This window comes from Marasmitruncus massiliensis, assembly GCF_900186535.1.
Lineage (GTDB): Bacteria > Bacillota > Clostridia > Oscillospirales > Ruminococcaceae > Anaerotruncus > Anaerotruncus massiliensis_A.
In genome coordinates, this window is the sequence record NZ_FYDE01000005.1 from 736,901 (window position 1) to 759,230 (window position 22,330).

Annotated in this window: 21 protein-coding genes; 7 read left to right on the forward strand and 14 right to left on the reverse strand. The window is 53.2% G+C overall.

From position 1 onward, the window contains the following. Window positions 1–116 precede the first annotated feature (116 nt). Genes C1A10_RS11595 through C1A10_RS11605 form a run of 3 tightly spaced genes read right to left on the reverse strand, consistent with a single transcriptional unit; the run spans window position 117 to window position 2,903 of the window. Window positions 117–1,301 (reverse strand): MalY/PatB family protein, encoded by a 1,185-nt coding sequence (locus tag C1A10_RS11595; protein WP_101910414.1) that lies wholly within the window; start codon window positions 1,299–1,301, stop codon window positions 117–119. After that, a complete protein-coding gene (locus C1A10_RS11600; protein WP_101910415.1) occupies window positions 1,301–2,443 on the reverse strand; it encodes a trans-sulfuration enzyme family protein in 1,143 nt (380 codons plus the stop codon). The genes C1A10_RS11595 and C1A10_RS11600 overlap by 1 nt, the downstream gene beginning before the upstream one ends. A gap of 13 nt (window positions 2,444–2,456) precedes the next feature. Continuing rightward, window positions 2,457–2,903: an RrF2 family transcriptional regulator gene (locus C1A10_RS11605; RefSeq protein ID WP_101910416.1), complete on the reverse strand. Its 447-nt coding sequence runs from the start codon at window positions 2,901–2,903 to the stop codon at window positions 2,457–2,459. A gap of 146 nt (window positions 2,904–3,049) precedes the next feature. Here C1A10_RS11605 and C1A10_RS11610 point away from each other — a divergent pair, with 146 nt between their 5' ends. Then, window positions 3,050–3,514 carry an RrF2 family transcriptional regulator gene (locus C1A10_RS11610; protein WP_101910417.1) on the forward strand — a complete coding sequence of 155 codons (465 nt, stop codon included), beginning with the start codon at window positions 3,050–3,052 and terminating at the stop codon, window positions 3,512–3,514. A 36-nt stretch (window positions 3,515–3,550) separates the two neighbouring features. Here the strand turns inward: C1A10_RS11610 and C1A10_RS11615 are convergent, their stop codons facing one another. Genes C1A10_RS11615 through C1A10_RS11625 form a run of 3 tightly spaced genes read right to left on the reverse strand, consistent with a single transcriptional unit; the run spans window position 3,551 to window position 7,263 of the window. Then, window positions 3,551–4,522, reverse strand: coding sequence for a pectinesterase family protein (locus tag C1A10_RS11615; protein ID WP_101910418.1), 972 nt, complete (start codon window positions 4,520–4,522; stop codon window positions 3,551–3,553). Continuing rightward, entirely contained in the window at window positions 4,513–5,694 is a 1,182-nt protein-coding gene (locus tag C1A10_RS11620) for a glycoside hydrolase family 88/105 protein (RefSeq protein ID WP_101911639.1), read from the reverse strand. Before C1A10_RS11620 ends, C1A10_RS11615 begins: the two co-directional genes overlap by 10 nt. Window positions 5,695–5,703: 9 nt before the next feature. Next, on the reverse strand, window positions 5,704–7,263 hold the full coding sequence (locus C1A10_RS11625) for a glycoside hydrolase family 28 protein (protein ID WP_101910419.1): 1,560 nt from the start codon (window positions 7,261–7,263) through the stop codon (window positions 5,704–5,706). A 99-nt stretch (window positions 7,264–7,362) separates the two neighbouring features. On the opposite strand from C1A10_RS11625, the gene C1A10_RS11630 reads away from it, so the two are divergent. Further along, window positions 7,363–8,214, forward strand: coding sequence for a helix-turn-helix domain-containing protein (locus tag C1A10_RS11630; RefSeq protein ID WP_180951116.1), 852 nt, complete (start codon window positions 7,363–7,365; stop codon window positions 8,212–8,214). A 34-nt stretch (window positions 8,215–8,248) separates the two neighbouring features. Here the strand turns inward: C1A10_RS11630 and C1A10_RS11635 are convergent, their stop codons facing one another. From C1A10_RS11635 to pflB, 8 genes are all read right to left on the reverse strand, one after another. Continuing rightward, window positions 8,249–9,121 (reverse strand): carbohydrate ABC transporter permease, encoded by an 873-nt coding sequence (locus C1A10_RS11635; RefSeq protein WP_207654730.1) that lies wholly within the window; start codon window positions 9,119–9,121, stop codon window positions 8,249–8,251. Then, complete coding sequence (locus tag C1A10_RS11640) at window positions 9,114–10,085, reverse strand: carbohydrate ABC transporter permease (protein ID WP_101910422.1); 972 nt, start codon at window positions 10,083–10,085, stop codon at window positions 9,114–9,116. The genes C1A10_RS11635 and C1A10_RS11640 overlap by 8 nt, the downstream gene beginning before the upstream one ends. A gap of 90 nt (window positions 10,086–10,175) precedes the next feature. Continuing rightward, entirely contained in the window at window positions 10,176–11,552 is a 1,377-nt protein-coding gene (locus C1A10_RS11645; RefSeq protein ID WP_101910423.1) for an ABC transporter substrate-binding protein, read from the reverse strand. 278 nt (window positions 11,553–11,830) lie between these two features. Then, window positions 11,831–13,171 (reverse strand): MATE family efflux transporter, encoded by a 1,341-nt coding sequence (locus tag C1A10_RS11650; RefSeq protein ID WP_242968921.1) that lies wholly within the window; start codon window positions 13,169–13,171, stop codon window positions 11,831–11,833. Window positions 13,172–13,227: 56 nt separating this feature from the next. Further along, the gene (locus tag C1A10_RS11655; RefSeq protein WP_101910424.1) at window positions 13,228–13,686 is read right to left on the reverse strand and encodes a MarR family winged helix-turn-helix transcriptional regulator; all 459 of its coding nucleotides are present in this window, start codon (window positions 13,684–13,686) and stop codon (window positions 13,228–13,230) included. 91 nt (window positions 13,687–13,777) lie between these two features. Continuing rightward, window positions 13,778–15,067, reverse strand: coding sequence for a phosphopyruvate hydratase (eno, locus tag C1A10_RS11660; RefSeq protein WP_101910425.1), 1,290 nt, complete (start codon window positions 15,065–15,067; stop codon window positions 13,778–13,780). Beyond that, window positions 15,064–15,825, reverse strand: coding sequence for a pyruvate formate-lyase-activating protein (gene pflA / locus C1A10_RS11665; protein WP_101911641.1), 762 nt, complete (start codon window positions 15,823–15,825; stop codon window positions 15,064–15,066). The genes eno and pflA overlap by 4 nt, the downstream gene beginning before the upstream one ends. 8 nt (window positions 15,826–15,833) lie before the next feature. Next, window positions 15,834–18,047 (reverse strand): formate C-acetyltransferase, encoded by a 2,214-nt coding sequence (gene pflB, locus C1A10_RS11670; protein ID WP_101910426.1) that lies wholly within the window; start codon window positions 18,045–18,047, stop codon window positions 15,834–15,836. Window positions 18,048–18,351: 304 nt separating this feature from the next. Between pflB and C1A10_RS11675 the strand changes: the two genes are divergently transcribed. The 5 genes from C1A10_RS11675 (at window position 18,352) to C1A10_RS11695 (ending at window position 22,328) form a co-directional block, all read left to right on the forward strand. Continuing rightward, the gene (locus C1A10_RS11675) at window positions 18,352–18,702 is read left to right on the forward strand and encodes a hypothetical protein (protein WP_101910427.1); all 351 of its coding nucleotides are present in this window, start codon (window positions 18,352–18,354) and stop codon (window positions 18,700–18,702) included. Then, complete coding sequence (locus C1A10_RS11680) at window positions 18,692–18,979, forward strand: hypothetical protein (RefSeq protein ID WP_101910428.1); 288 nt, start codon at window positions 18,692–18,694, stop codon at window positions 18,977–18,979. Before C1A10_RS11675 ends, C1A10_RS11680 begins: the two co-directional genes overlap by 11 nt. Before the next feature lie 179 nt (window positions 18,980–19,158). Next, entirely contained in the window at window positions 19,159–20,154 is a 996-nt protein-coding gene (locus C1A10_RS11685; protein ID WP_101910429.1) for an ABC transporter ATP-binding protein, read from the forward strand. Next, window positions 20,154–20,858, forward strand: coding sequence for an ABC transporter permease subunit (locus C1A10_RS11690; RefSeq protein ID WP_101910430.1), 705 nt, complete (start codon window positions 20,154–20,156; stop codon window positions 20,856–20,858). The genes C1A10_RS11685 and C1A10_RS11690 overlap by 1 nt, the downstream gene beginning before the upstream one ends. Window positions 20,859–20,870: 12 nt before the next feature. Then, on the forward strand, window positions 20,871–22,328 hold the full coding sequence (locus C1A10_RS11695) for a GldG family protein (protein ID WP_101910431.1): 1,458 nt from the start codon (window positions 20,871–20,873) through the stop codon (window positions 22,326–22,328). The last annotated feature ends 2 nt before the right edge of the window (window positions 22,329–22,330 follow it).

Sequence of the window (22,330 nt, forward strand, 5' to 3'; positions counted from 1 at the left end):
TTTATGGAGCCTCCTTTCCGACATTGCGCGCCGCATGCGCAATTACATCCCGAAAAATGCTACGGGATATCAGTTAATAAGCATACCATAACGCTCGCGGAAAGAAAATAGCATTTTTAAGTTATAGACGGATTTTCCACTGATTTTTGGAGCCTGCCCAGCGCTTCCTTGAGCGTCGCCCTCGGGCATGCGATATTCACGCGCTCAAAGCCTTCTCCGCCCGCACCAAACATTGTCCCTGTATCCAGCCAAAGTCCGGCTTTTTCCACCAGCAGCCGTTCGCGCTGCTGATCGTCCAGCCCCAGTCCGCGGCAGTCCAGCCAGACCAGATAGGTGCCTTCCGGTTCCACCAGCCGGATCTGCGGGATCTGAGCTTGCAGAAACTGCCGGACACAGTCCAGATTTCCGGCGAGATAGGCGCGGAGCTGGTCAAGCCACTCCTGCCCCTGTGTGTAAGCCGCGCGGCAGGCAACCAGCCCCATAACGTTCGGCTGGCTGTAACCGGCCCTTCCGATTTCATGGCGGAACCGCGTGCGGAGTGCGCTGTTTGCGATCAGGATATTGGAAATTTGCAGTCCCGCGAGATTAAAGGTTTTAGTAGGAGCGGTGCAGGTGACAGTTATTTCAGAAAACGCGGGGTTCAGCCCCGCGAATACCAGATGGCGATGGCCCGGATAAACGAAGTCGGCGTGGATTTCGTCCGAAACCACGATAACGCCATGTTTGACACAGATATCCCCCATGGCGGTTAGTTCTTCTTCGGTCCAGACGCGCCCGACCGGATTGTGCGGGCTGCACAGGATAAACAGTTTGACCTGATTCTGTACGATTTTTTCCTCAAAATCGCGCAGATCAATGGTATACTTCCCGTCCGCGTAGATCAGCTGGTTCACCACCAGTTTGCGGTTGTTGGAAACAATGGACTCCGTGAACGGGTAATAAACGGGCTGCTGGATCAGGACGGCGTCCTGATCCTTTGTAAACGCGCGGATCGCTGCACAGATTGCGAACACCACGCTGGGGGTTTTGACAAGCCATTCCGGGCGGATCTCCCAGTCGAAGTTTTTACAATACCAGCCGCTAAGCGCGGCAAAATAGTCCTCGCGCCCCTCGCTGTACCCGAAAATTCCGTGGCGGCTCTTTTCAGTCAGCGCCTCGATCACGGCGGGCGGGGCGGGGAAATCCATATCAGCCACCCAAAGCGGCAGAATGTCACGCGGTTTGCCGCGTTTTTCCGCAAAGTCGTATTTCAGGGAATCGGTATTCCTGCGGTCTGTCAGCCGGTCGAATGGATACTGCATTATGCATTCCTCCCCAGTGCCTGGTTCAGGTCGGCGATCAGGTCGTCCGCGCATTCCAGACCAACTGACAGCCGGAGCAGCCGTTCATTGATCCCCTTTGCCTCCCGCTCCTCTGCAGGAACATCGGCATGGGTCTGCAGCATCGGGTAGGTGATCAGACTTTCTACGCCGCCGAGGCTTTCCGCATATTGAATCAGTGAGACATGCTCCAGCAGGCGGCGGGCGGTTTCGCTGCCATCCACCTCAAAAGAGATCATCGCGCCGAAACCGGACGCCTGCCGTTTGGAGATTTCATAGTCGGGATGGGAGGGGAGCCCCGCGTAATGCACCGCGCGAATAGATTTCTGCGTGCGGAGCCATTCCGCGATCTTCAACGCGCTTTGCTGCTGCCGCTCCATGCGGACGGACAGCGTTTTGATCCCGCGGATGAGGAGCCAGCTGTCAAAAGGGGACAGACACGCCCCGGTGGTCTTATAGATATAGCGCAGACGCTCCGAAAGGCCGGCATCCTTCGCAACCAGAAAACCTGCGAGCGTATCGTTATGGCCGCCCAGATATTTTGTGCCGCTGTGCACCACAATGTCGGCGCCCAGCAGAAGCGGCTTCTGAAAGTAAGGCGTCAGAAAGGTGTTGTCCACAATCAGCAGAAGATTGTGAGCGCGGCAGATCGACGACACCGCGGCGATATCGGTCACCTGCATCATCGGGTTGGACGGGGTCTCGACCAGTACCGCTTTTGTCTGTGGATGGATGTGGGAAGTAATCAGGGAACAGTCCGAAGTATTCACAAGGTCGACGGCAATCCCGTTTTTCCTGGAGATGCTGTGCAGCAGGCGGTGGGAACCGCCGTACAGGTCGTCCGAAGCGATGATATGGTCGCCCGGGGAGAACAGCTCCATCAAAGCCGCGACGGCCGCCATCCCGGAGGAAAAGGCCATGGCGTCCGCGCCGTTTTCCAGCTTGGCGACGGTCACTTCCAGCTGCTCCCGCGTCGGGTTCTGCAGCCGGGAATAATCATAACCGGTGCTTTGCCCCACCGCCGGGTGGGCGAATGTGGCGGATTGATAAATAGGGACGCTGACAGCGCCCGAAGTATCACAACAGCATTTGCCGCCGTGAATGCAGAGGGTAGAGAAATCCATGAAAACACTCCTGTCAAATATAAAACATCGGCGCGGAATCGGACTGATAGTGTTCAGCCTCCGCGACCAAATCTTCAAGCGTAATTTTTTCCAAAGCACTTTTGATGGCATGATCCAATACGTCAAACGCAGATGACCGTATGGCGGCTTCGATGGCCGGGGCTTTCTCGGGGACGGTATCCTCGGCTTTTTCAAATAACGAGAGCTCCACAGCGGAAAGCACGTCCAGTACAGTAATCTGCCTGGGCATTCGTGCGAGCTGGTAACCGCCCTGGGAACCTTTGACGGAGGTGACGATTTTACTCCGTTTCAAAAGCGAAAAGACCTGCTCCAAATAGATCTTGGAGATCCCCAGATATTCTGAAATGCGTATAACGGTGATCGGTTCACCAGCAGCATAGTTCTGCGCCATGTGGATGACAGCGGCAAGCGCGTAACGGCCTTTTGCAGAAACTCTCATGATATAACCTCATTTCATACTTCTATACTATGTATTAAATAGTATGCGATAATCGGCAACTTGTCAATAGCATACCCGTTTAGCATCTTGAATTTGCGGCTCAATTAAAGTACAATATAAATGTTATGAAAATGGAGGAAGTTGCCATGAAAATATCCACACGGGGGCGTTACGCGCTCAGGCTGATGCTGACTCTGGCGATGAATGAAACAGATCAGTGTATGACGATTAAGAGTATTTCCGAACAGCAGGAAATATCAGGAAAATATCTGGAACAGATTATTTCTGTCTTAAACCGCGCGGGATATGTAAAAAGTGTGCGGGGTGCGCAGGGCGGTTATAAGCTTGTGCGTCCGGCTCAGGAATATACCGTGGGGATGATTCTCCGCCTGATCGAGGGAAGCCTTGTCCCTGTGGCGTGCATGGAAACAGAACCGAACGCATGCCCGCGCAGCCGGCGGTGTGTAACGCTCGATGTTTGGGAGCAGCTGAATGAGGCGATCAACGGCGTTGTTGATCATATCACGCTTGCCGACCTTGTCGAAAAACAAAAGCAAAAGCTTGCCGCGGAGGAAACCGGAAGCGTGATGGAAGAAACCATTGGAAGATAACAGGAGCCGCAGCCAAATGGCTGCGGCTCTATCGTTTTACCGGGGTATGCTAAGACACTGTCTGCGAACAAGCTCTATTTGATCATAATAAGCTCGCGCCTGATCTTGGTCCGGCGTCCGGCGCCAGAGAACCCGGTCAGCAGAATCGGCACCCGGCCCATCGTTTCGATATTCTGCGAAGACGGCGGTTTTTTCATTCGCTGGGTTATCCCAGTTGTTCCAGCCGGATGGCGCGATATGCCGGCCAAGCTCACACTCCAGAAATACCGCCTTTCCGTATTCCCTCCAGGGACGGCCTAAAAAAACGGTGCCCGGTTTGCAGTTTTCGGATAACAGGCGGCAATGGTAAAACAGGAATCCGAACGCCTGCCTTTTTGGCGTGCAGGGAGCGGCGATATAACCGTTTACCGCTTCATTGCGGCTGAGAGAAACCAACTCGCATCCTTCGAATACGGTATGCGCTCCGCCGAAAATAAAATCCACATCACCCTCGATGTGGCAGTCAAGGTAATATTGTGTGTTCGGTTCCCGGGGTGCGTTTTCGCGCGGCCCGATAAAAGAACCGGGAATGCGCGGCGCTTCGGGCAGCGGCGCGGCAAACAGCGTATCCTGCCTTCCCAGAAACCGAACATTGCGGAAATACGCGAAACGCGTATCCACATAGGCTGCGATTGCCTGTCCGGCGACCCGCCCGTCTCCCGCTGTATTTTCAATCGTCAGATTTTCCGCCCGCACCCTGCCGCCGCCGAAAAAAGCAGTATAACTGCGGAAAGTGCCGAAAGGCCGCCCGTCGGAATGCCTGTGATAAGCGCCGTCGCCCCAGGAAAGGATCGTATTTTTCGCATTTTCCCCAATCAGAGCGATATCCGCCTTGTCGCAGGTCAGCTTTTCACAATAGATTCCGGAACGGATGTAAATAACCGACGGTTCCTCATATGGAATTTCCGCGATGGCCTCACCTATTGTCCGAAAGCTGCCGCTGCCGTCTTTTGCGACTGTCAGTTCCATGAAATTTTCCCGGAATGTGTTTTACACGGTCCTTCCTGTGCGCGAAGGATTTCCGAATAGGCCATAAACAAGGGTGCCAACCCTTTCCCTTCATTTTCCACCACCGGCTCGCTCAGGTAGTAGGCGAGGGACCCGTCCCGCTTTTGCGCCCCGCCCAGACCGGCTACAAGGCAGATACCGCCGAGCGTCAGCTCGCCGCTGCCGTCCCGCCGCAGATAGCGGTCGATCGTTCCGTAAAACGCGCGTTCCCCGTAAGCCCGGTAACGGCGGGGCAGAAGCTCCAGACGCACCGCCTTCAGAAGACTGTATGCGATGAGAAGCGTACCGCTGGTTTCGGGATAATTGCCGGGTTCATCCGGCCGGTCGACCACCTGATAAAACATCCCGCAGTCCTGCTGATAGAGGAGAAGCGCGTCAACCAGTTCTTTGAGCATCGCGGAGAGCTGCCGGTATTCGTAATACAGCTGTTCGTCCATTTTTTCCAGCGTGTCGGTGAGTGCGCAGGCCAGCCACCCGATTGCGCGCAGCCAAAAGTTTTGCGAACAGCCGGTTTTGGGGTCTGCCCAGTACATGGTACGGGATTCGTCGTAGCCGTGGTAGTACAGCCCGGTTGTCTCATCGCGCAGAGATTGGCGCACCCGCAAAAACTGCTGCACGATGTCCAGACAACGGCGCATACCGTGACAGCGGGTTTCGTACTCCATATAGAATGGCTGTGCCATATAGAGTCCGTCCAGCCAGACCTGATTGGGATAAATCTTTTTATGCCAGAAGCTGCCCTCGTTTGTCCGGGGCTGATTCCTGATCTGGCGATAAACGGTTTTAATCCCCGTGCAGTAACGGTCTTTCCCGGTCAGGTCGCACAGGGTAAACAGGTTTTTAGCGGGGTTGATGTTGTCGAGATTGTAATCCTCTTCCTGATAGGTTTGAATCGAACCATCTTCCCGCACAAACCATTCCATGAATTCGTCCGCAAACCGTAGATAGTTTTTTTCTCCGGTGATGAGGTAAAACTCCAGAATGGCATAAATCATGCAGCCGTCCACATAGTTCCAGCTGTTGGGTCTCCCGGAGCGGATTTTTTCCAGATTCCAGGCAGGATTCTGCGCGTCGCTTTTCATAAGCAGACTGTCAAGGAACGCCAGCAGGCAGCCTGCGTCCGGTTTTTGCATTTCCACAGGCTACTCCTCCTCGTCAAGCTGTTCGACGGCGTCCGTAATCAAGCGGCGTCCTTCGTAACCTTCGATTTTCACCCGCTTGAGGCGGAGCTGTTTTACATTGCAGGCGAAGAGCCCCATCTTTTCTGTCATCTCAATCTGATCCATCATCGCGGGGAATCCCTTTTGTGCGTCGGGCCGGAAAGAAATCAGGATATTTTCGAGTTCCACACAGGCAATCGGCATTTCGGGAAGCCCGTAAAAAAACGCCCCCGCCACGCTGCAGTTTACGCAGGTCACGTCCCGGCAGAGCAGTCTGCCTACACGTGGCGTCTCATCGCTGACCGGCATAGGCGATTTCTCCCAGACATACTTCGAATGCCCGTCGGGGTCGCAGAAATAGAACATATTGATCACAAACGGGGTCAATACCCCGTCCATATGGACATTTTCAAACAGGATGTTATCCAGGATACAGCTGCTTCCGCGGCCGCGTCTGGTTTTGATGCGCATTCCCCGGTCGGTGTTGTTCAGCAGGCACTGGCTGACCCGGACGTCCTGTACGCCGGCTGATACTTCGCTGCCGATGACCACTCCGCCGTGCCCGCGTTCCAGCAGGCAATTCCGCACGATAATTCCGGCGGAAGGCATTTTTTGCTTTTCCCCCATAAACCGCTTGCCGGATTTGATCGCGATGCAGTCGTCCCCCACGGAAATGCGCACGCCGATAATCTGCACATCCTCGCAGGATTCCGGATCAATCCCGTCGGTATTGGGGGAAAGTTCATAATTCAGTATGGAACTGTCCAGCAGACGGATCTGCTTGCTGAAATACGGATGGATGGTCCAGGCGTAGGAATTGCGGAAAGTTACCCCCTGCACCCGGATATTGCAGCAGCGGCATAAAAACAGGACGCGCGGGCGCCACGCGCCGCGTTTGACCTTGGCCTGTACCCACCAGTCCCCGTTTTGCGCGTTCGCGTCTATCGTTCCCTGTCCGGTAATGTTCACATTGTTTACTTCTATTCCTGTCAAAAGGCTGGCATAGGAGGTCAGGGGATTTCCTTCCCATGTGCCCAGATAATATTCGTCGTTTTCATTGGCGGAAAGGGTCACGCCGGGCAACAGCGGATACTTTTCACGGTCCGTCTCGCCAAGCAAAACAGCGCCTTCCTCCAGATACAGCGTAATGCCGCTTTTCAGAAAGAGCGGCCCGGTCAGAAAAATGCCCCGCGGAAAATAAACCGTCCCGCCCGCCGGGCAGCTGAGGACCGCGGCCTGAACAGCCGCGGTAGACGGGGTCACCCCGTCACCGACTGCTCCGAACCGCCGCACATCGAGAAGAATTGATTCGTCAGGTGTGCGGAAGACGCATTCCCGCTGTTCCCCGCCGGATTCAAGCAAAACGGTATAGCCGGTGCCGGGCAGCAGATGATAGAGCGAAAAAACATTCTCTGTCCGGTTTGACATAACCAGCCGCCCATTCAGGTAAACGCAATAGGGCCTGGCTGTCCGGTAGATCTCGCGGTTATCCAGTTCAAAGGTTGCGCTTCTGACAAAAAGCTCTAAAAGATGAAAATCCATATTCGATACACCAATTCATAAAATTTCTGATTTTTTTCTGTTTTCAAACGCCGATTTATGCTACACTAAAGAAAAAGTGGGATGCAGGAGGTCTGCGGCATGGTGAAAGAATTCGTTTTTTCTCCGCACTGCGATTTTTTCATTGATAAGGCGCACCGGGAGTCCGGCTATGATATGCGTACCTTTCATCTGCATAAAAAGTATGAAATCTACTATCAGGAGGAAGGCTGCCGCAAATATTTCATCAATGACGCGGTTTATCTGGTCAATGCCGGGAATGTCGTCATCCTCGGCAGAGACGAGGTGCATAAAACCAGCTCAGTTGACGACACGCCTTACACCCGTTATGTGCTGAATTTCAACAGCGAGTACATAGAGGACGTGGCGAAATCGCTGGGAAACGTGGATTTGCTGTCCTTCTTTGATGAGGGCATTAAGGTGCTTACCGTTTCGATGAAGATGCAGGGCATGGTGCAAAGCCTGCTCACGCGGCTGATGGAGGCGAGGACCAGCCCGGAAGGGGACGCCGAACCGTTTTGCAGGGTGCTGCTGCTGGAACTGCTGTTTTATCTCAAAGGCTGTGTCGCCGAGCAGAAAAGCAGGCAGGAAAATGCCCCCATTCTCAGCAATAAGACGATTGACAAGATTTCCAGTTACATTGCCCGGAACTACCAAAGCAGCCTGACACTGCCGGAAATTGCGGCGCGCTTTTATATCAGCCCGTTTTATTTGAGCCGGCTGTTTAAAAAAACCACGAATCTGACGCTTGTGGAATATATCAACAGCGTGCGCATCCGTGCGGCGAGGAATCTTCTGGAAACCACCCATCTGCGCATTTCCGCTATCGCGGAGCAGACCGGATTTTCCACGACGGCGCACTTCAGCCGTATTTTCAAGGAAGGTACCGGTGTTTCTCCTCAGAAATACCGCAAGTTCTATCATCTTGAATAATTTTGAAACGACCCTGCTTCCGGCGGGGTCTTTTTTATCCTTTTACGCTGCCGGTCGTAATACCGTCAATAAACTGGCTCTGCGCGCACATAAACACGACAATAGACGGAATCAGGCTGACAATCGACATCGCAATGATGCGGTTTTCATCATAGCCCGCGCCTGTTGCGTCCATCGACATTCGAAGGGCAATCGTGATTGGATATTTTTCAACACTCGAAATAAAAATCAGGGGACCCATAAAGTCATTCATCGTCCACATAAACGAGAACAGCGCGATAGAGGTGATTGCCGGTTTGATGACCGGCACCAGAATCCGGATGAGTGTCATAAAGCGCCCGCAGCCATCGATTCTTGCCGCTTCGTCGAGTTCTTTCGGGATTCCCCGGAAAAACTGGATGAGCATGAATACGAACAGTGCGTCGGTTGCGAACAGCGCGGGCAGCGTCAGCGGCGCGTAGGTATCCAGCAGATGAAACCAGTTCCACATCAGATAACTCGGGATGCGCAGAATGATGTTTGGCAGGAGCAGCGTCCCGATCAAAAGCGCAAAAAGCTGCTTTTTAAACGGAAACTCAAAGCGCGCGAAGCCGTAGGCGGTGAGCGTCACCGAAATGACGGTAAAAATCACGCGGGGAATGACAATTTTAAATGTGTTTACGAAATAATGCCCCATGGTATACTGGGAACCGGTTTTCCATCCGTCTATGTAGGGTTGGAGGCTGAACGACTTGGGCATGAACCAGATGGAAGAGTGGATTTCGGCGTTATTCTTAAACGACGCGCCGAACAGCCATACCATTGGATAGAGCATGACAATCGCCACAAAAATCAACAACACGTATAATACGACAGATTTTATCCGTTTTCGTGCTAAAGTACGTGCATTATATTCGGTATTACGCATCTTTCTCGCCGGCCCCCTTTCCATCGTCGCTGTAAAATACCCAGTATTTTGAGCCTTTGAAAGCGAATGCCGTGAAAATCATAATAATAATGAACAAGATCCAGGACATTGCCGCCGCATATCCCATTTTATAATATTTAAAGGTGTTTTCATAAATCAGGATCGGCAGCAGGTAGGTGCCTTTCTGCGGACCGCCTTTTGTGATCAGGTAAGGCGCGTTGAATTCCTGGAAGGCATGGATTAACTGCATGACAAAGTTAAAAAAGATCGTGGGGCTGAGCAGCGGAATGGTGATCCGGAAGAACTGCCTGAATTTGGTGCATCCGTCCACTGACGCCGCTTCATAAACATCCTGCGGAAGGCTTTTGAGTGCCGCAAGGAAGATGACCATGGTAGACCCGAATTCCCAGACACGCAGCAGCACAATTGTGATCAGCGCGGGGAACTGCTCGCCAAACCAGCCGACAGAAGGCATCCCCAGCAGATTCAGAACCTGATTGACGAGGCCGTTTGTCTGGAATATAAATTTCCACAGGACGGCAATGGCTACATTGGACCCCAAAATGGAAGGGATGTAATAAGCGGTGCGAAAGAAATTGATACCGCGCAGCTTCATATTGAGAATCATAGCCACAAACAGGGAGAATGCCAGTTTGAGCGGCACTTCCCAGATCACATACTGAAATGTGACGGTGAGTGCTTTCCGGAAAACGGGATCCTTGAACATGCGCACATAGTTATCCAGCCCGATAAATTTCGGCGCGGAAACAAGATCGTATTTTGTAAAGCTCAGATAAAACGAGGCCACAATGGGGTAGAGCGTGAAAACCAAAAACCCGATCAGCCACGGCGTGATATACAGCAGACCATGATAGGGGCTTTCACCGAGCCTGCTTCTGCGTTTGCCGGATTTTTTGCCGGGCTGCGTCCCGAGGACAGGTTTTGCGACAGTTGCTTGAGACATAGTCAACCTCCTTGAGTAGCGCGGTATCGTTGCTGAAACAATACGGGTGTGCCCGGGGACACACCCGTATGATCATTTTGCCTTGTCTGGTCAGGCTGTCAGTTCGGCAAGAATGTCGGTGACGGAATCGAACATGGTTTGCGCGGCGTCCTGTGAAGTCGCCGAGCCGTATGAAACGGATTCCACTGCGGTCTTATAGGCTTCCTTCATCTCAGCGTTCTCCATGTAGGGGCTTACGATGCATGGGTTACAGTTCATAATCTGCTCTGTTCCGAGAAAAGCAAGGTCATTTTCCAGATCAACGCTGGCTTTAAGCGCTTCCATTGCGGATTTGCTGGAGGGGATTCCGCGGGAGGTTCCGAGAATGACAGACGCCTCGGGGTCGTTGAGCAGATAGTTGAGGAACAGCGCGGATTCCTTGGGATGGGCTGTTTTTGCGTTGATCGCGAACAACAGGGACGGTTTCATGAACCAGCCATTCATTTTCGCACCGTCAATGACAGGAAGATCGCCGAGCACCAGTTCGTCGGGAGGATCTTTTTCGGTCAGCACTTTTGCAAATTTACCGATAGAGGAGCCCCATTCCAGAACGCCCGCCACGTTGCCCGAGATAAAAGGATCGGTCTGGTAAAGCGCGGTTTCACCGGCGTCGTTCATGCGGGTCTGCTGGGTCCGGATGGCCTTGGACTGCTCAAGGCTCATATAGAAGTCAAGCGCGTCCTTGATCTCATCCACGGTGAATCCGAGCTTATTATCGTCGGTGATAAACTGTTTGCCGGTTTTCTGCTGCTCATAGACACAAGCGGCATACCAGGCAGGGAAGCCGGACCCGGTGTCAAGGTCGAACGGGTACATGTTTTCGCCCGCGGCCTGGAATTTAGCGCCCGCAGCTTTCAGGTCATCCCAGGTATTGGGAATTTCCACACCAAGCCTGTCAAAGGTTGATTTGTTGTAGTAGAGGCTGCGGCCCGTGACAGAAACCGGAATAGCATTCAGGATACCGTTGCTGTAACCGAATTTCAAAACGGACTCGTCCCAGTTGGAAAGATCAATTTCCGGCGCGGATTTCAGATCGAGGAAGCCTTTTCCGTCGGGTGAAAGGTTTGCGATCCAGTCGTAATTGACCTGAAGTACGTCCGCCGCGGTACCGCCCGCAAACTGGGTGTTGACCTTTTCCGTGTGTCCGTCCCAGCCGCCGTACTCGGGCTCAACGGTGATATAATCGTATTTCTTCTGGAAGGCTTCAATCGCTTTGAGGGTCGCCTCATGCCGGTCATCGCCGCCCCACCACTGGACGCGGATTGTTACCGGTTCCTGAACGGCTTCGGAAGATTCTGCTGATGAGGACTCGGAAGCTGCGGGAGCCTGGGATGAAGCCGGGGCTTCGGGCGCTGCATTGCCTCCGCAACCGGCAAAGGAACCCAACGCCAACATTGCTGCCAAACTGATTGCGATAATCTTCTTCATGATTTCTCCTCCATTACTACATTTATCAGATTGGATTGTTGTTTTTCCTTGTTTTCATTCTAGCAGAAGCGGGAACCAATAACACGGTATTTTTTGGCTGTCCTGTTCGAAACCGCGCATATTTTGCTCTGTTTTTTTTCGATGAATAAAAAATATCGACTGTAAATACTTGATGAGTTTAAATATTTTAGCAAAAGTATCTAAAAATTTTTGCAAAAAACTGCTGTCATTGAAAAAACAGCAGTAAAGGAGTTATGCAAAATATGTCTGATGAGCGTTTAATTTACCTTTCCGGGATTCCGGATTTTTGATATAGCCAGCAAAAAGCCGATCATCACCAGCGTGGTGAGGCCGTCCGCCGCAGCCTGGGCGTAATAGATGCCCGTCGTATTCCATATCCGCTCAAATAAAAAGAGCACAGGCAGATACATGAGACCCTGCCTGCCAATGCTGAACAGGAAGCCCGCACGATTGTATTTGATACAAAGCAGATATACCGTAGCCATCGCCTGAAATCCATAAGTGAAAAACAGGACGCTTGCCGCAATCAAAGCCTGTACGCCGATGGAAATGACAGCGCCGTCCTGCGAAAACGCCCGCACAATCGGTTCCGCGAGCAGAATCTGTCCCAGCGAGATAACGGCTCCGCCGCCAAGCCCCCACAGATATGCCTTTTTGGTTGCTTCGCGGATGCGCTGCCAGTAGCCCGCTCCGTAGTTATACGAAATGAAGGTCTGATACCCGCGCGAAAATCCTGTGATAGCAAAGGTCGTCATGCCGACGACGCGGTTTGCAATTCCCAGCGCGGCGACCACTCGGTCACCGTATGGCGCGGCGGCGATATTGGCCGCGCCGAGCGAAAGGCTCTGAAACAGGTTGATCGCGAACAGGGGGACGCCGATCTTCAGAATGGGGGAAACAATCCAACTGTGCAGGCGTGTCTTCCGGAAGTCCAGTCTCAGATAGCTTTTTTTCCTCAGATAATATTGGACCAGAATGGCAAATGACACAAACTGTGAGATCGCGGTTGCCACTGCCGCCCCGCGGATACCCATTCCAAGGGAAAAAATAAAGATGGGGTCTAGGATGATATTTAAGATAGAGCCTGTCAGCTGGGAGCAGGTGCTGAGTCCCACCGCGCCTTCAGCCCGCACCAGGTTCATCAGGCAGACCGAAGGGATGTGGAACAGAAAGGAAACCAGCAGAATGCGTGCATAGTCCAGCGCAAGCGGAAGCACCTGCTCCGACGCGCCCATGGCGGTGAGAAGTCCCGACAGAAAGGGGAGAGTAAGCTGGGAAAGCACGCTTAAAGAGAAACAGTAAAAGATGGTCGATGCCAGAACGGTTTCCGCCTCATCCTTTTTCCCCGCACCCAACAGCTCGGAAATAAAAGCGGCGCCGCCGTTTCCGAACAGCAGGCCGAGACCCGGCACCAGCGTGACAAACGGATAAACGATCGAGATTGCCCCCATAGCCTCGGTACCGAGCTGCGCGACAAAGTAACTGTCCACAAAATTATAAAACCCGGTCATTAACAGGCCTACAATCGTGGGAAGCCCCAGATAGAGCAGTGCCTTGCCGACCGGTCCGTTTTCCATCATCTGCAGTTTTTTGTTCATGGGTAAGCTCCTTTGAATCTATTTTTTAACGATGTGGTCAACGCCAAAAACAGCACTCAGTCCGAGTGCTGTTTCCACTGTTCTTCCATTCGTTTCAGAAATTGACAGACAGCGGCGGTCTCTTCGTCGGTGAAGTCCTGCAATGCGTTTGCAAGATCCCTGTCGAGGCGATTATGGTAACGGCAGTGCCCATCAAAAGCAATCTGCCCCTTTGCCGACAGACGCACAACCATCCTTGTTTTATTCCCGGTGTCCACCGCTTTGATCAGATATCCTTTCCGCTCCAGCTTTTTCACCATCTGCGATATGGCGCCTTTCGTCACCTGCAGTTCCCTGGCAATTTCTGAAATATAGCAGTCCCTGTGGCTGCCGATATAATCAATCAGATGAATTTCGGAAAGGAAAAGCACATGGTCAGTCCCAAATGAGCGGGTGAGCCGGTCATAACAATTAAACTGTTGGATCGTATCCAGAAGCTGTCTGGACAGTTTTTTTACGCCGTTCTTCTGTTCCATACCGTAATCGTATACCTACTATACGTTTTTGTCAAGGGTTTGCCGCCGCACAGGGACAAGAAAGCCCGCCGCTTCCGCGGCGGGCGGATCATTATCTTTGTACGTTGAAAGCCTGCTTTTTGAGGTATTTGGCGCCGACTCCGAGTTCTTCCTCGATGCGCAGCAGTTGGTTGTATTTCGCCACCCGCTCGCTTCTGCTGGGAGCGCCTGTTTTAATCTGCCCCGCGTTGAGAGCGACGGCGAGATCGGCGATCGTCGTGTCCTCGGTCTCGCCGGAGCGGTGGGAAACGACCGCGGTATAGCCGGCCTTGTGCGCCATTTTGATCGCCTCAAGTGTTTCGGAGACGGAGCCGATCTGGTTGAGCTTGATCAGAATGGAGTTGCCGCAGCCCGATTCGATTCCTTTCTTGAGTCGTTCCGTGTTGGTGACGAACAGGTCGTCGCCGACCAGCTGAACCTTGCCGCCAAGCTCCAAAGTGAGCTGCTTCCAGCCTTCCCAGTCCTCCTCGTCGAGCGCGTCCTCGATGGAATAGATGGGATATTTTTCACAGAGCGTTTTCCAATGGGCAATCAGTTCCGACGCGGTCATCTTTTTTTGTGCCTTCGGCAGCAGATAGCATCCGTCGCCTTTCCATTCGCTGGACGCCGCGTCAATGGCAAGTACGAAGTCGTCTCCCGCCTCGTAACCTGCCTTTTCAACCGCCTGCAGAATCAGTTCGATCGCTTCTTCATCCGACGCCAGGTTCGGCGCGAATCCGCCTTCGTCTCCCACAGAGGTCGCAAGTCCGCGTTCTTTCAGGATGCCGGCCAGCGCATGGAACACTTCGGTGCACCAGCGCAGGCCCTGCCGGAAGCTTTCCGCGCCCACAGGCATGATCATGAACTCCTGCACATCCACGTTGTTTGCCGCATGGGCGCCGCCGTTGAGGATATTCATCATCGGCACGGGAAGCGTATTGCCGTTTACGCCGCCGAGATAGCGGTACAGCGGAAGATGGAGGGCGGTGGCAGCGGCCCTCACGCAGGCGATGGATACCGCGAGAATCGCGTTTGCGCCCAGGCTGGACTTGTCTTTTGTTCCATCCTCTTCACACATGAGCCGGTCAATCGCGTAGATGTCCAATGCGTTTACGCCGCTGAGGACTTTGTTGATACTGGTGTTGATGTTGTGGACTGCCTTGGAAACGCCTTTTCCGCCAAACCGCTTTTTATCCTTGTCGCGCAGCTCCAGCGCTTCAAAAACGCCGGTGGATGCGCCGCTTGGCGCGGCCCCGCGTCCGACGGTGCCGTCTGAAAGGTATACTTCCGCCTCTACAGTAGGATTTCCGCGGGAATCAATGATTTCCCGCCCTGTGACTTTTGCGATCGTGAGTTGTTTCATAGCCATTTCCTTTCTGTTTCATATATTAAATGATGGTTCCGAAAAATTTCCGTTGCCTGACGGAGCTCCTCAGAAGAAGGCGCGGGCGTTTCGTACAGTTGATAAGGTTCGTTTAGTTCCGCCCATTTATACTCGCCCATTTTATGGAACGGGAGCAAATCGACCCGTTTGACGCAGGAAAGACCGCTGAGATATTCCGCGAGCTTTTCAAGCAGCGGCGGGGAAAGCGTATAGCCGGGGACGAGAACATGCCTGATCCAGACAGGCTTGCCGATGCTTTCGCAATATTCCAGCGTTTTCAGCGCAAGGGAATGCGCACTTTCCGAACCGGTCAGCTTTTCACAGAGCCCGGGGTCATAGGACTTGATATCAAGCAGCAGCAGATCGGACAGATCAATCACTTCCTGCGAAACCTCCAGCGGCACGCTGCCCGCTGTGTCGAGCGCCGTATGGAATCCCAGCCGCCTGCATCCCCGCAGAAGCGCGGCGGCGAATTCCGGCTGGAGCAGCGGTTCACCGCCGGAGAGTGTGACACCCCCGCTTTTAATGAAGTTGCGGTAGGCGGCGATATCCTCCAGCAGCTTGCCGACCGTAACCTCTTTCCCGCCGCCGACAGCCCACGAATCGGGATTGTGGCAGTAGAGGCAGCGCAGACGGCAGCCCTGAAAAAAGACCACATAGCGGATGCCTGGGCCGTCCACCGCGCCGAACGTTTCTATCGAATGTATCCTGCCGGCAACCGCGTCGTCATTGTGCATGTTCAATCCTAAAACCTCTCGTGGAAAGTACGATGAATCACATCAAGCTGCTGCTCTCTGGTCAGTTTGATAAAGTTGACAGCATAACCGGAAACTCGGATCGTCAGCTGCGGATAGTTTTCCGGATGTTCCATCGCGTCCAGGAGCACCTCCCGGTTGAGCACATTGACATTAATATGGTGGCCGCGTTCCGCGAAGTAGCCGTCCAGCAGCGCGGCAAGGTTTTCGACCTTCTCCTGCGCCTCCTTGCCGAGCGCGCCGGGTACAATGGAAAAGGTGTAGGAGATGCCGTCCTCGGAATAGTCATAGGGCAGTTTTGCGACCGACTTCATGGAAGCCACGCAGCCGTGGGTATCCCGGCCGTGCATCGGGTTGGCGCCGGGGGCAAAGGGTTCGCCCGCCTTCCGGCCGTCGGGGGTGGCGCCGGTCTTTTTGCCGTAGACCACGTTGGAGGTAATCGTCAGAATCGACATGGTCGGTTTGGATTCACGATAGGTGCGGTGCTTTTCAATCTTTTTCATAAAGTTTTTCACAACGCTGACGGCAATCTCATCCACCTGTGGGTCATTGTTTCCGAATTTGGGATAGTCGCCCTCGATTTCGAAGTCCACCGCGAGGCCGGACTCATTGCGGACGGGTCTGACTTTGGCATACTTGATGGCGGAGAGGCTGTCCACCACGACCGAAAGCCCCGCAAGGCCGCAGGCCGAAGTCCTTACAATAGTTTCGTCATGCAAGGCCATTTCAATTCGTTCGTAACAATATTTATCGTGCATATAATGGATAATATTCAGCGTGTTGATGTAGAGCTTGGACAGCCATTCGCAGACGGTGTCGAACCGCTGCATCACTTCGTCATACTCCAGATATTCGGAAGCAACCGGCGCCAGCACGGGAGCGACCTGATCTCCGTAGCGTTCGTCACGGCCGCCGTTGATTGCGTAAAGGAGCGCTTTGGCAAGGTTGGCGCGCGCACCGAAAAACTGCATCTGCTTGCCAATTCTCATGGCGGAGACGCAGCAGGCGATGCCATAGTCATCCCCGAATTTTTCCCGCATGAGATCATCGTTCTCATACTGGATGGAGGAGGTGCCGATGGAAATCTTCGCGCAGTATTCCTTGAAAGCCGTGGGCAGATGCCCGCTCCACAGGATCGTGAGGTTGGGTTCGGGCGCCGAGCCCAGGTTGACCAGCGTATGCAGGAAGCGGTAGGACATCCTGGTCACCATGTGCCTGCCGTCCAGACACATGCCGCCGATTGCCTCCGTGATCCAGGTCGGGTCTCCGGAAAACAATTCGTCATATGCGGGCGTGCGCAAAAACCGGATGATGCGCAGCTTCATGATAAAGTGATCGACCAGCTCCTGAATTTCCTGTTCGGTATATCTTCCTTCCGCTAAGTCCTTTTCGGCGTAAATATCAAGGAAGGTGGAAATCCGCCCGATCGACATGGCCGCGCCATTCTGCTCCTTGACCGCCGCAAGGTACCCGAAATAAAGCCACTGGATGGCTTCCTTTGTATTCTGTGCGGGAGCAGACAGATCAATTCCGTATTTTGCGGCCATCTCCTTGAGTTCCCTGAGGGCTTTGATCTGTTCGGAAACCTCTTCCCGCAGGCGGATGGTAGGGCTGTCCATGATGTCAAACACAAGGTTTTTCTTGGCGGCCTCCTTCTCCCGGATCAGGAGATCCACGCCGTAAAGCGCAATGCGCCGGTAATCACCGATGATCCTGCCCCGGCCGTAAGCGTCGGGAAGCCCGGTAATGATGCCCGTATGGCGCGCTTTTTTCATTTCATCAGTATAGGCGTCAAACACGCCGTCGTTGTGTGTCTTGCGGTATTGAAAGACATTCGCGACCTGTGGGTCCATTTTCTTGCCGTAGGCGTCCAGCGAGGTATAAACCAGTCGGATGCCGCCGAACGGCATGATCGCCCGTTTAAGCGGTTCGTCGGTCTGCAGGCCGACAATCTGCTCCAGGTCTTTGTCGATATAGCCTGCGCTATGGGACGTGATGGTGGAAATCGTCTTTTCATCAATCTCATAAACGCCGCCGCGCTCACGCTCCAGTTTCATCTGTTCGCTGAGCCTTTTCCATAATTTCAGTGTCCGTTGTGTCGGCAAGGCGAGAAACTCTTCCCCGCCGTCATACGGCGCATAGTTTCTCACGATAAAATCGCGAACATTGACTTCATCCTGCCAAACACCCTTTGCGAATTCCATAAATCCACATCCCCTTCCGTCACGTCAATTAGTATGTACTAATTTGCGGTGCAATCAGTATGTCAGGCCGCATCAAAGTTGTTGCGGTCAAATTGGTTAGCCTGAACTAACCTTTCGTATACTATTATAATATACAATCCGTCCGAAGTCAATAACAAACGGGCTGCGGCGGCGGTACTGACTTTTTGCCGGCAGCGGCTTGCCTGCGCGGCAAATCAAAAATCGTCCGGCAAACATATCATACAATAGCGCCATTCTCTTCTTGGACCAAACAGATAGAATCAAAAGACAGGAGGAACCTTTTATGAATAGTATTCAAATCCTTCGATCGGTTTTGTATGTCCTGACTGCTGCTTTTGGCGGGCTGGCGCTCTGGTACCGGCAGAATGCGGCCATCAGGAGCAAAGTTGCAGGCCTGATCGCGGAAGCTGAGAACAGATACAGCATACTGTCCAAATCCGGTGATATCAAATTTGAATGGGTGGCCAGTAGAATCTATCAGATGGTTCCCGCCGCGCTCCGGCTGTTTATTCCACGGAGCCTGATTAATACCGTGATTCAGGCAACGTTTGACGCGATGGAAAACTATGCAGGGCAGCAACTTGAGCGGCTTGCCGAAAAAGAAAAAAAGGATGTGAATGAGGATGCCATATGATGAGTGCAATCTGGAGCAGTCTGTCGCTTCTCTGAAAGAAGATAGCAAAGAGAATCAGGCTGCCCATCGGGAAATCTATGCTAAAATTGAAAAAATCAGTCAGGATAATGCCATTGCGAATGAACGGTATCAGCAGATATTAACGTCCATGAATGAACTCAAAGCCGATGTGAAGGAACTCAAAGAAAGACCGGGGAAAAAATGGGATTTTTTAATGAGTATCGTACTGCAGTGGGCCGTTCTTGGAATTCTGGCCGCTACGGTTGTTTTAAAATAAAAAAGGAGCCTGCCGCCGGCAGGCTCCTTCGCTTTACCAATTCCCGTATAAAATGCCGATGTTTTTTCAATTTCAGGATACAATTCGGTAACAAATCACTTCTATAATAAGAGCAGTTTTGTTTGGGCTCAATAACAGGCCGCGCAGTATTGCGCAGCCGTCTGGGAGGCAGATAACAGATGCTTGAGGTGAAACATCTCACAAAAACCTATGGCGGCAAGCGTGCCGTTGACGATGTCAGCTTCACGGTGGAACGGGGGCAGATCCTGGGATTTCTTGGCCCGAACGGCGCGGGGAAATCCACCACAATGAATATGATTACCGGCTATCTGGCGTCCACTTCGGGAACAGCATTGATTGACGGGCTCGACATTCTCTCCAGTCCCGTGAAAGCCAAGTCGAAAATCGGGTATCTGCCGGAACGGCCCCCGCTTTACATGGATATGACCGTCCGGGAATACCTGGATTTCATGTATGAGCTCAAAGCGGTCAGGCTGCCGAAGGAGGAACATATCGGGGAAATCTGTGAACTGGTGAAAATTTCAGACGTTTATGGACGGCTGATCAAAAACCTTTCAAAGGGTTACCGCCAGCGAATCGGCATTGCGCAGGCACTGCTGGGAAATCCCGACCTGCTGATTCTTGACGAACCGACCGTCGGGCTGGACCCAAAGCAGATCATCGACATCCGCGGCCTGATTAAAACGCTCGGCCAGAAGCAGACGGTCATCCTGTCTTCCCATATCCTGCCGGAGGTGCAGGCGGTCTGCGACCGGGTAATCGTCATCAACAAGGGGCGGCTGGTCGCGGATGACACACCGGAACACCTCGAACAGGCGATGAGCGCCGAACACAGGCTCACTGTCCGTATTGCTGGGCCGGAAGAGGAGCTCTTCCGGCTGCTCTCGGCGCTTCCGGGCATGCTCGAGGTACACAGGCTGGGCGAACGCGAATCCGGCACTTTTGAATTCAGCCTGGAAACAGGGCGCGAGCAGGATATCCGGCGCGAATTATTTTTCCGGCTGGCGGAAAAAGGCTGGCCGCTGCTGGCGTCCCGCCCGGCGGGGCTGAGCCTCGAAGAAGTATTCCTGTCGCTGACTTCCGAAAGCGAAAGCGGACCCGGGGAACAGACGGACGCGGAAAACAGCGAAGCTCAAGAGGGAGGGGAAGCATAATGCTGGCAATTTTAAAGCGGGAGATGCGCAACTATTTCACCTCCCCGATTGGCTATGTGTATCTCGCGGTATTCTATTTTTTCGCCGGGTTCTATTTCTTCGGTTCAACGGTGCTGCCAAATACCACCGATCTGTCCAATGTGTTCTCCAGCCTGTTTATCATTTCCCTGTTTGTTTTGCCGATTCTTACGATGCGGCTGATGAGCGAGGATTTAAAGAATAAAACCGACCAGGCGCTTCTGACCGCACCGATCAGCCTGTTCTCTCTGGTCATGGGCAAATACCTCGCGGCGCTTGCCATGTTTGTCATCGGGATTTCGGTCACGCTGGCGTATGCGCTGGTGATCGCGCTGTTTTCCACGCCGGACTGGGCGATGCTGGCGGGGCACTTTATCGGGCTGTTCCTGCTTGGCTGTGCGCTTGCCGCCATCGGCATGTTTATCTCCTCCCTGACAGAGAACCAGGTGGTTGCCGCGGCGGGCGCTTTCGCTGCCAGCCTGGGGCTGATGCTGGTCGACGGGCTTTCCTCCCTGACACAGAACACCCTGCTGAAAAAGATCATGGACGGGCTGTCCTTCAACAGCCATTATACGAGCTTTACGCAGGGGATGCTCAGCCTGAAGGACGTGGTCTTTTTCCTGAGCATCTGCGCGGTGTTTCTATTCCTGACGGTCCGCGTATTTGAAAAACGCAGATGGAATTGAGGAGGCGCAGACATGAAGATGAAAGAATGGTTCCAGTCCAAACAGGCCCGCTACGGCGGAATGTCGGCCGCCATCACCGCGGTGTTCCTGATCGTAATCGTACTTACTAATATTGTGGCTTCCGTATTGACCGATAAATTCCCGCTGACAGCCGATCTGACAAAAAATCAGATTTATGAAATCTCCGACCAGTCCGTGCAGTTCCTCAGTCAGCTGGAGAAGCCGGTCAAACTGACGGTGTTCATGGATGAAAAGCAGGCGGATACCGATAAATACCTGCTACAGTTCAAACGGGTGATTTCCCAGTATGAGCAGTACACCAAAAATCTGACCGTTACCTTTATCGACCTGCTTTCCAACCCCGGCTACGCGTCCAATTATGCCGACCTCAACCCCACCGATTACGACATCATTGTGGAGTCGGACGGCAAGACACGAAAGGTCAACATCAACGACCTGTTCAATTTCGACAGCAATCCTTATACCGGAGAGACCGTCATTATCTCCTCCAAAGCCGATCAGGTGCTGACCTCCGCGATGATGGGTGTTACCAGCGACACCGCGGTAAAGGCAGTGCTGCTGACAGGGCATGGCGAAACGGTGCCGGACGGGTTCAAAAATTTGCTTACCCAGAACAATTTTGAACTGGAGGAGCAAAACCTTGCCACCGAGGAAATCGACCCGCAGGCCGATCTGGCCATCATGGTCGGGACGAGCCGCGACCCGGACGAAACGGTTCTCAAAAAGCTGGACACTTTCCTCGAAAACGGGAAAAACTACGGCAAAACTCTGTTTTACGCGCCTGCCACCACCGCTTACGACCTGCCTAATCTGGATGCGTTCCTCGCGGAGTGGGGCATTGAGGTAACCCCCGGGATCCTGCTGGAAAGCGATGCAAAGAACATCTTTAACGCGACCCCCGCTCTCTGCGCAGTGGAATATAAGGCACCGGATTATACCGACGGGCTGCCGGCAAATAACCGGTTTGCCAGCTATGCGGGACGAGAGCTGAACCTTCTGTTTGACACTCAGGACGGATATCAGACCACAGAACTGCTTTCGTACTATGACAGTGCATTTGTGGTGCCGCCTGATGCCGCGGAGGACTGGGCTCCCACCGATGCCGATATCCACGCGGCTCCGGCAATGATCCGTTCCAGCTATGCAAAGGATGTAAACGGCAAACCGTCCGTGAGCAATGTGCTTGTGGCGGCGTCCTCCGCTTCTCTCGACGAGATGTTTCTGACCAACAAATCCGTTTCAAACGCGGATTATCTGCTTTGTGCGTTTAACACGCTGACCAATCGGGGGAATGCGGTCACCATCGCGCCCAAGGACCTTGGCGGCGACGAGCTGGGACTTTCCAACATGGTGCAGGCTTATCTGCTGGGAGGCATCTTTACCCTCCTTCTGCCGCTGGCGGTTCTGATCGCGGGTGTTGCGGTCTGGCTGCACAGGCGCCACCTGTAAGT